Below are 6893 nucleotides of genomic sequence, written 5' to 3' on the forward strand. Positions count from 1 at the left end.
CGGACGCCTCCCGCAGATCCACATCCGTCATCCGCACCCCGCTGAGATCCACCCCCCGCAGCGCGCAGTCCCGGAACTCCACCCGCTCCAGCACCGCTCCCGCGAAGTCCGGCTCCACCAGCACACACCCCTCGAAGACCACGTCCTTGAGCCGTGCCTTCCGCAGATTCAGGTAGTCGATCTTGCCCCCGCGGACCACCACCCGCTCCAGCACCGCCCCGTGCAGCTGCACCCCGCCCAGCCGGGCGTCCACCACCTCCACGTCCCGCAGCGAGGCCCCCGACAGGTCGGTCCCCACCCCCCGGACCCCCTCCAGCACCGAATCCAGGATCCGCGCCTTCGCCAGCCCCGCCTCGTCCAGCGCACACCGCCGCACCGCGCAGTCCATGAACCGGGACCCGATCCCCTCCTGCCCCGCCAGGTCGAGATCCGCGAACTCCAGCCCGTCGTAGTCCCCGTCCGGCTCCAGCTCACCCCCCTCCCACACCGTCAGCTCGGGCAGCCGCAGCTCCGGCCGCCGTGCCGCCTTCACCGTCTGCTCCCGCTGCCCTTTGCTCGCCATGCCCCCATCGTGAACCAGCCCACCGACAACAGCCGACAACAGCGGCCCTTGACCTCAACCGCGCTCGAGGTCACAACCTGACGCCATGCCCACCATGCGAGCCATCCGCCTCCACGCCTTCGGCCCCGCCGAGAACCTCTCCTACGAGCACACCGACACCCCCGTCCCCACCCCCGGCCAGGTCCGCATCGCCGTCGCCGCCGCCGGCGTCCACCTCCTCGACACCAGCCTCCGCCAAGGCATCCAGGGCCCGCCCGCCCCGCTCCCCGAGCTCCCGACCGTCCCGGGCCGCGAGGTCGCCGGCACCGATGCCGCCGGCGGCGGCGGGGATCAGGGCGACGGAGTCCGGTCCGAGGTCGGGGATCGAAGAGTGATAGCAGCTCGGTATCTGTACGGGTTCCAAGGTCTGCGCGACGACGCAACGCATAGCGGCTACGCCTCTGGCCTGCGGATACTCGCTCCCGCAGGGGTCGTGGCGCCTCTCCGAGCCAGCCTGAGCCGCCATTTCGGCTCACTGCTCGTCGTAGCCGGCCTGGCCCCCTACTCCCCGGCATGTCCCGGGAAGTAGGGGCCCTTTTCGCGTCGGTCCCGAGAATCATCGCGAATCGCGCAGGACAGGGAGGCTGCGCCCGTCCCATCCTGGTCGGGACTTGTCCGCCGGTGGGAGGGGAACGGCAATGGCACGGCGACTCAGGTTCATCGGTACCAACTCCGGCAACGACGGATGCCCGACCCTGTACGAGGACCTGGACACCGGGGAGGTCCTGGTCCAGGGCGACGCCGTGACCGACCCCCACGACGTGGCGCAGCTCCGGAACGTCAAGGATGGGGAGGGGTTCGTGGTCGTCCCGCGCGTACTCCTGGCCGACTTCGCGCCCAGGGACGCGGAAAGGACGCCCGTGCTGATCGACTTCGAGGAGTTCGCCGGGATGTTCCGGACCTTCGCGCACACGGCTTGGCGCCTGGAGAGCCGGCGTCGCTACCAGTCGGACGAGGAGACCGAGACGTACCAGCGGTTCGTTCGGGGCGAGGACGCCGGCTGGGACCTGGACGACCCCTGGTGCGTATCCCGGCGTGAACAGTCCGCCCTGGGCAAGCGCTTCGAGCGGGTACGGATCGCCGACAACCCGCCCACCCCCGGTCAGTGCTATCTGCTCGACAACGCCCGCCGCAACAGCGCGGTCGGCGAGGACATCCGCAACCTGTGGCGCTCCGAGGCCGAAGCGCTGCAACTTCCCGACGAGGACTTCTGGCTCTTCGACTCCCGGGTCATCGCCCGGCTCCACTTCGACGACGACGACGTGATGACCGGCGTCGAGCTGGTCACGGACCCCGTCGAGGTGGCCCGCGCCTGCCAGGTCCGGGACGCCGCGTGGCACCACGCCGTCCCGTACGAGACCTTCGCCGAACAGGTGCCGTCCGCCGAGTGAGCACCGACTTCCAACAAGCAAGAGTTGCCCTCGGTGCGCGGCTGCGCGAGCTGCGCACCGATCGGCGGCTCACGGGCCGCCAGTTGGCGGTCCTGCTCGGCTGGACCCAGTCCAAGATCAGCAAGTTGGAGACCGGCCGCCAGACCGCGACGGCGGACGACCTGCTGGCGTGGGCGGACGCCACCGGCCACCCGCAGGCGGCTGCGGAGCTGATCACCAGGCTCCGGAGCCTGGAGTCCCGCTCCCGCGCCTGGCGCAGACAGCTCGCGGCCGGCCACAAGCCGGTCCAGGACACACTGACGGCCGAGTACGAGCGCACGAGGACGTTCCACGTCTGGCAGGGCTCCACGGTCGTGGGAATGCTCCAGACCGCCGAGTACGCCCGCCACGTCTTCACCCGCTATGCCGACCTCCACCGGTCCGTCCGGGACACCGAGGAAGCCGTACGGGCCCGCGTGAAGCGCCAGGAGATGCTCTACGAGCCGGGGCGCACGTTCCACATCGTGATGTGGGAGGCCGCACTCCGGGCGCTCGTGTGCCCTCCTCCCGTACTGGCCGCCCAGCTCGACCGCCTGACGGGCGTCCTCGGGCTGGACACCGTCTCCCTGGGCATCGTCCCGTTCGGCGCCTCCCTGAAGATCCCGCCGTCCAACGGCTTCTGGCTGTACGACGACCGTCTGGTGATCGCGGAGGACTGGCACGCGGAACTCTGGCTGGACGACGCGGACAGCGTGGGCGTGTACCGGAAGGTCTGGCAGGCACTCTCCGATTCCGCGGTCTACGGGGCGGACGCCCACCGCGTGATCGCCCGCGCCCGGCGGGCTCTCGACACCGCCTGAGAATCCACCGGAAGATCACGGCCCAGCCCGAGAATCCCGGCGAATCAGCCCCGACAGGACCGGGCACCCGGCCCTAGCGTCCCCCTCATGGACAGCTCGCACGAACTGGAGACAGTGACCCCGAGCACGGTCGTGGAGTCGCTGCGCGAATCGCTGATGGCCGCCGGAATCGTTCTCCCCTCGCTGGGCATCGACCCGGCACCGCCCGGCCCGGGGCTGGTGAGACTGGGCAGTGTCCGCCCCGACGTCGCCGTGAAGCCGGCGCAGGCCGTGAAGCGGGGGACCGCATGAGCGCACGCGACAGTCCCGACGGTACGGAACCCGGTTCGGCGCGGTTCGAGGGCCCGGACCTGAGTCCCGGCAACGCCTTGAAGTGGCGTCCGTGCGAGTGCGGCCGACCGGTCTGTCCTGAGTACCGCCCGACCACCGGCGGCACCCAGCGGCTGAGCGCCAAGGTGACCGAAGCGAACCGGCGGAGTCAGGGGACTGCGCAGTGAGCGCCCCGCCGGGACCGCCGCCAGAGTCCTGGGACGACATAGCGGCTCAACTCCACGACCTGCGGGAGCGCGGCGAATGGACCGCCCAGCTCTCCCGCCACCTCACTCCGGGGAGTCCTCTCCTGGAGTTCCTGGCAGAGGCCGGAGAGCGCCAGATGCAGGCCCGGCCGGAGAGCACTCCCAAGGCCCTCACTCCAGGGTCCGACCGACCCCACCCCACAGACTCCGCCCCGGTGACCGATCCACCGATCGGCCGGGGCGGCTCACAGCACCACTCATCCCTCACGAGAAGGAGCACGTTCATGGGCGGACAGCACGGCGGCGGCACGGGCTCGGGCCAGGGCGGAAGCCAGCAGGACGACGGCCAGTCGGGCGCCGGGCACGGCGGAGGTGGCTCGGAGGGCCAGGACTCCGGTCACAGCGACACGAAGGGCAGCGGCACCAAGTGACCGAACGCGCCACGACGGAGGCCGGCCCCCAGGGGTTGGCCTCCCGGCTCATGGGCTCCGGGGCCCTGACCTCCGACTGGCTCCCCGCTTATCAAGCCGTGCTCCGGGAGTCGTTCGTCCCGGATGTGATCTGGCCCGGCGTCGGACCAGCCGATGGCGGACCGGTGGCAAGCATCGACCGCCGGAGCGATCCGGAGGGATGGTTCCGCGCGGTCTACTCGGATGAGTCCCTGACCACTCAGTGGGACGACGGAAACCACACGGGACTCGACCGGGGCAACGTGCCGACATGCAGCAACTCCCAGCCCACCATGGTGTTCTCCATGCTGGCGGCCTTGGACGTCCAGTCTGGCGCCAAGGTCCTGGAAGTAGGTACGGGGACCGGCTGGAACGCGGCTCTGCTGTCCGAACGGCTCGGCTCGGAGAACGTCACCAGCATCGAGTTCGACCCGGAGAACGCGGCCACAGCCCGAGCCCGATTGGACGCCGCGGGCTACAACCCGGGCGCCATCGTCGGGGACGGCTCCCAGGGCTGGGCCGCAGGCGCCCCGTACGACCGTGTTCTGATCACGGCCTCCCTCCGAGAGATCCCGGCGGACATCGTCCGGCAGACTCGGCCCGGCGGGATCATCGTCTCCCCGTACGCCACGGAGTACGGCGGGGAGGCCGTGGTCCGCCTGACTGTCCAGGAGGACGGAAGCGCGTCCGGCCCGTTCGTCGGCTCCTCCGCCTTCATGCGTCTCCGGCAGCAACGCGCCTACCGGACGCACGTGAAGACGTACCTGGGCGGGAAGCCGTGGCCAGCCGATGGCCGCCGGACGACCGCTTCCCTGTCCCCGGAGGACGTGGCCGACTGGCTCCCCATGTTCGCCATCGGACTCCAGACCCAGGGGATGTTCCCCTACCCGGAGAAACTCGACGGCGGCCGCTACACGCTCTGGCTCCGGGACACCCGGGTCACTTCCTGGGCGTCGATCGACTTCGTTCCCGGTGCGGAGGAGTTCGAGGTCCACCAGTCCGGGCCCCGGGAACTCTGGGGCGAAGTCACCGCCGCCCACGCCTGGTGGGACGACCAGGGCCGACCGGAATTCGAGCGGTTCGGACTCACCGTGAAACCCGACGGCACCGCCTGGGCCTGGCTCGACTCCCCGGAGCACCCGGTCCCCGCCGTCAGGTAGCCGGACGGCCTGGGCCCCGCGGACGCGTGCCGTGACGCCGCGCGTGACTTCGAGACTCCAGCAAGACGGAGGCCCGGAGTCACGCGCGCAAGCGTTCCGCCTCCGCGCGGGCGGCCACCGCCTCGGCACGTGCCATGGCCCGGTCCGCAGGCTGCTCCAGGTGCTCCGCCAGGTTGTCCAGAGCCTCGGCAATGTCATCCTGCCATGCCGCGTATGCGGCATCGGTGCAGGGCGCTCCGGGACGCCGGCCACGCACACTCCGCAGGTGGCGGAGGGCTGCCTTGAGCGCGGTAGCGATCGGTGGCAAGGGCTCCGGTGCGCTCACTCAGCCCCGCCCAGCTTGCGAAGCGCGTCATCCGTCAGACGGTTCACCGTCCACTCGTCCATTGACACGGCCCCAACTGATCGATAGAAGTCGATGGCAGACGAATTCCAGTCGAGGACCGACCACTCCAGCCGCTCGTAGCCGCGCTCGACGCACGTACGCGCCAACTCCGCCAGCAGTGCCTTGCCGTGGCCGCCACCGCGCACGCCCGGCCGCACGTACAGGTCCTCCAGGTAGATGCCGTGCGCCCCACGCCACGTCGAGAAGGAGAGGAACCACACCGAGAAGCCGACCGCCTCCCCCTCGTCCGTCTCCGCGATGTGCGCGAACACCGCCGGACGCTCCCCGAACAGCGCCTCCCGCAACTGCTCTTCGGTGGCCCGCGCCTCGTGCGGCACCTTCTCGTACTCCGCGAGCTCGCGGATCATCGCGTGGATGACGGGGACATCGGTGACTTCGGCGTTACGGATCATGCCCGCAGCCTAGGGCGGTCACCGCCCCAGAAGCACCTCGGCGACCGTCAACTGGTCCTCGTCCAGCCGCACTTCCCCGTCCTCCACGTCCCACAGACAGTTCTGGAGCACCCGCCCCAGCGTCCAGGCCCGCGCCCGCTCCCGCTCCAGACCCGCCACCCGGGTCAGCAGGTCGAACCGCCACCGCACGTCCCCGGCCCGGAAGTTGTTGATGACGGCCGGCATGAGATCGAAACCCGGATCACCCGCCAAGGGCTTCGGGTCGATCGCCAGCCACGGCTCCCGGCCGCCCGCCAGCACGTTCTCGTAGTGCAGATCCCAGTGCAGCAGCCGGTCCCCCGGCTCCCCCACGACCTCCGCCACCGCCGCCGCGCAGTCCTTCAGCAACCGCCGGTCCCGCGCCTCCACCAGCCGCGCCAGCGCCCGCGGCACCTCCTCCAGCATCCCGGCGGCCATCTCACCGAGCCCGCGCACCCCCGCCGGAGCCGGCACCGCCGTCAGCCGCGCCACCAACTCCCCGACCACCACCACCGCCTGCCGCGCGTCCTCCCGCGCGAGCGCCGCCAGATCCCGCCCCTCGTCCAACCGCTCCAGCAGCAGGGTCCCGGTGTCCACGTCGTGCTCCAGCAGCCGTACGCAGCCCTGCCCGTCCCACGCGCGCAGCGCGACCGGCTCCCCCACGCTCTCCTCGTCCACCGCCACCAGCTTCAGCACGGCCCCGCTGCCGTCGGCCCGCTCCACCGGCAACACCAACGCCGTCACCCCGTGCATCACCGGCCCGTTCCGCCGCAGCTCCCACCGCTCCAGGAAATGCGCCGCCCGCCCGGGCAACGCCGCGATGAACTCCCGCCCCGCGTCCCCGTTGAACCCGACCTGCGCCTCGACCAGCCCGTCCGGAATCTCGACCATCCCCGGACCGTACCTCTGCGGGGTTGCTCGGCGGTGTCCCTGCGGGGTGCTCGGTGGTGTGCGGTACGGCTCGGGCTGTGCCCGGGGCGGCGCCTCAATCGCCGGCGGGGCTGGATGGTGTGGGGCGGGGCCCCGCACGAGGGTCTCCTCGGCGCGGCGCGTGCGGGCACGTCCCGGCAAGGCGGCCCTGGTCGCGCCTCGTCCTGCGGGGACCCTCCTGCGTGTCCCCGC

The 6893-nt window shown here is 71.3% G+C and carries 8 protein-coding genes and 1 pseudogene; 6 read left to right on the forward strand and 3 right to left on the reverse strand.

Translation table 11 applies throughout. The features are described 5' to 3' along the window. A partial coding sequence (locus AB8A24_RS42590; protein ID WP_369479193.1) for a pentapeptide repeat-containing protein occupies positions 1–562 on the reverse strand: 562 nt, incomplete at its 3' end. A 94-nt stretch (positions 563–656) separates the two neighbouring features. Here AB8A24_RS42590 and AB8A24_RS42595 point away from each other — a divergent pair. From AB8A24_RS42595 to AB8A24_RS42620, 6 genes and pseudogenes are all read left to right on the forward strand, one after another. Then, a pseudogene (locus AB8A24_RS42595) lies at positions 657–893 on the forward strand (oxidoreductase); the annotation flags it as partial. Between the two features lie 346 nt (positions 894–1239). Further along, complete coding sequence (locus AB8A24_RS42600) at positions 1240–1992, forward strand: DUF6879 family protein (RefSeq protein WP_369479194.1); 753 nt, start codon at positions 1240–1242, stop codon at positions 1990–1992. Continuing rightward, on the forward strand, positions 1989–2831 hold the full coding sequence (locus AB8A24_RS42605; RefSeq protein ID WP_328962750.1) for a helix-turn-helix transcriptional regulator: 843 nt from the start codon (positions 1989–1991) through the stop codon (positions 2829–2831). The genes AB8A24_RS42600 and AB8A24_RS42605 overlap by 4 nt, the downstream gene beginning before the upstream one ends. A gap of 87 nt (positions 2832–2918) precedes the next feature. Further along, positions 2919–3122, forward strand: coding sequence for a hypothetical protein (locus AB8A24_RS42610; protein WP_369479195.1), 204 nt, complete (start codon positions 2919–2921; stop codon positions 3120–3122). Between the two features lie 508 nt (positions 3123–3630). After that, positions 3631–3777: a hypothetical protein gene (locus AB8A24_RS42615; protein ID WP_190344470.1), complete on the forward strand. Its 147-nt coding sequence runs from the start codon at positions 3631–3633 to the stop codon at positions 3775–3777. After that, positions 3774–4955, forward strand: coding sequence for a methyltransferase domain-containing protein (locus AB8A24_RS42620; protein WP_369479196.1), 1182 nt, complete (start codon positions 3774–3776; stop codon positions 4953–4955). Before AB8A24_RS42615 ends, AB8A24_RS42620 begins: the two co-directional genes overlap by 4 nt. A 321-nt stretch (positions 4956–5276) precedes the next feature. Here the strand turns inward: AB8A24_RS42620 and AB8A24_RS42625 are convergent, their stop codons facing one another. Continuing rightward, entirely contained in the window at positions 5277–5753 is a 477-nt protein-coding gene (locus tag AB8A24_RS42625; protein ID WP_369479197.1) for an N-acetyltransferase family protein, read from the reverse strand. An 18-nt stretch (positions 5754–5771) separates the two neighbouring features. Further along, positions 5772–6662, reverse strand: a complete 891-nt coding sequence (locus AB8A24_RS42630; protein WP_328962745.1) for an aminoglycoside phosphotransferase family protein — start codon at positions 6660–6662, stop codon at positions 5772–5774. Positions 6663–6893 lie beyond the last annotated feature (231 nt).

This window comes from Streptomyces sp. BF23-19 (assembly GCF_041106355.1).
Taxonomy (GTDB): Bacteria; Actinomycetota; Actinomycetes; order Streptomycetales; family Streptomycetaceae; genus Streptomyces; species Streptomyces virginiae_A.

What these genes read in the sequence shown, in the direction of transcription:
- AB8A24_RS42625 (WP_369479197.1), bottom strand. Translation starts at nt 5,753, where the DNA reads ATGATCCGTAACGCCGAAGTCACCGATGTCCCCGTCATCCACGCGATG.
- AB8A24_RS42610 (WP_369479195.1), top strand. Translation starts at nt 2,919, where the DNA reads ATGGACAGCTCGCACGAACTGGAGACAGTGACCCCGAGCACGGTCGTG.
- AB8A24_RS42600 (WP_369479194.1), top strand. Translation starts at nt 1,240, where the DNA reads ATGGCACGGCGACTCAGGTTCATCGGTACCAACTCCGGCAACGACGGA.
- AB8A24_RS42630 (WP_328962745.1), bottom strand. Translation starts at nt 6,662, where the DNA reads ATGGTCGAGATTCCGGACGGGCTGGTCGAGGCGCAGGTCGGGTTCAAC.
- AB8A24_RS42615 (WP_190344470.1), top strand. Translation starts at nt 3,631, where the DNA reads ATGGGCGGACAGCACGGCGGCGGCACGGGCTCGGGCCAGGGCGGAAGC.